Source organism: Planococcus sp. A6, assembly GCF_028823615.1.
Classification (GTDB): Bacteria; Bacillota; Bacilli; order Bacillales_A; family Planococcaceae; genus Planococcus.
The window spans coordinates 1-1,733 of record NZ_JAPEHT010000239.1 but is presented as its reverse complement, the minus strand read 5'-3'; the positions used below and the strand labels follow the sequence as shown (position 1 = coordinate 1,733).

Here is a 1,733-nt window from a genome sequence, read left to right as displayed (position 1 = left end):
GCGTCCCTACCGCATATTTTTGTATTTCCTTGAGCGGCGGATTTTCATAAACGACTTCGCCTGCTTTAATGACTTGTTGATGGATGTTAACGGCATCGAAATTGGTGACGAATTTCGAGACGAATGTATGGACGGGATGGAACATTTTCAAACGTTCTTCAGAAGCCGGATTTTCGTCCTGTAAAGTTATATAATCACCTTCTGATTTCCCATTTTCCCTATCTATAATGCGGTAAACGCTTTTCAATCCAGGAGTCGTTACTTTTTCAGCGTTGCCCGAAATCTTGATGGTGTCTTCCATTTCGCCCGCACTGTTTTCGATGGAGACGAGTTTGTATACCGCACCCAGCGCTGGCTGGTCGTAGGCAGTGATAAGCTTTGTCCCGATTCCCCATGCATCGACCTTCGCTCCTTGCGCTTTCAAGTTGAGGATGGTGTATTCATCCAAATCGTTGGAAACGACCACTTCGGTGTCAGGGAACCCTGCCTCATCGAGCATTTTCCGTGCTTCCTTGGACAAAAAGGCGATATCTCCGCTGTCTAAGCGGATGCCGCGGAAGTTGATTTTGTCACCGAGCTCTTTCGCCACTTGGATAGCGATCGGCAAGCCGGATTTCAACGTGTCGTAAGTGTCGACTAAAAAGACGCATTCACGATGGCGCTTTGCATATGCATGGAACGCCTCGTATTCGTCTTTATAGGCCTGGATCATCGAATGGGCATGGGTGCCGGCTGCTGGAATGCCGAATAATTTGGCGGCACGGGTGTTGCTCGTTGCTTCCAAACCGCCGATATACGCTGCGCGTGTGCCCCAAATCGCTGCATCCATTTCCTGTGCACGGCGCGTACCGAATTCCATGACGCGTTCTGTGCCGACGACTTGTTTGATGCGGCTTGCTTTGGTGGCAATCAAAGTCTGGTAGTTGACGATATTCAGAAGCGCTGTCTCGACCAATTGCGCTTCCAAAAGAGGCGCTTCGATGCGAATCAGCGGTTCATTTTGGAAAACGAGCTCGCCTTCGACGACTGAATAAACATCCCCCGTAAAACGGATTTCTTTTAAATAATTTAAAAAATCATCCTTATAGCCAAGTTCGTTGCGCAAATAATCAATGTCACTTTCCGAAAAATGGAAGTTATTCAAATAATCGAGTACTCGCTCAAGCCCCGCAAATGTGGCATAACCATTGCCGAATGGCAATTTCCGGAAAAACAATTCGAAAACCGCTTTCCGTTCATGCATCCCATCCGCCCAATAGGTTTCCGCCATATTGATTTGGTATAAATCGGTATGTAATGCCAAGCTATCATCTGCATAACGCGTTTCCACAAAAATCCCCTTCTTCCACAGTAATGACTATCATTATACATCAAATTTCTTATTTTATAAGATGATGAATTGCCACATAGGCCCTATCATTGACATATACCCAAAAATATGAGATAGTATTCGGAGTTAACTACGAGGTAACATATAAATTTTGATGACTGGCATTCTACGCAATGTTTTTGAAGATACTTATTCACACTGGCGCGATTACAGGATCGCAAGGACGTAAAAGAAGGCAGGGTTTACGTTGCTTAAGTTTAAAGCACCCAGTGGAACTATTACCGCGGCAATGAAAGCAAACACTTTCAATGGAAATGATTCCCCGTTCGTTACGGGTTAATATTTAAGTCAAAACGCATGATTGTTACCTAATAAAACAAAGGGCTGTCCTCACTCGAGGGCA

Annotated in this window: 1 protein-coding gene; it reads right to left on the bottom strand. The window is 45.2% G+C overall.

Annotated elements, in window-relative coordinates; all coding sequences use genetic code 11:
- Positions 1–1,330: nicotinate phosphoribosyltransferase (locus ON064_RS18130; protein ID WP_274625862.1), on the bottom strand; the 1,330-nt coding region annotated here is incomplete at its 3' end.
- Between the last annotated feature and the right edge of the window lie 403 nt (positions 1,331–1,733).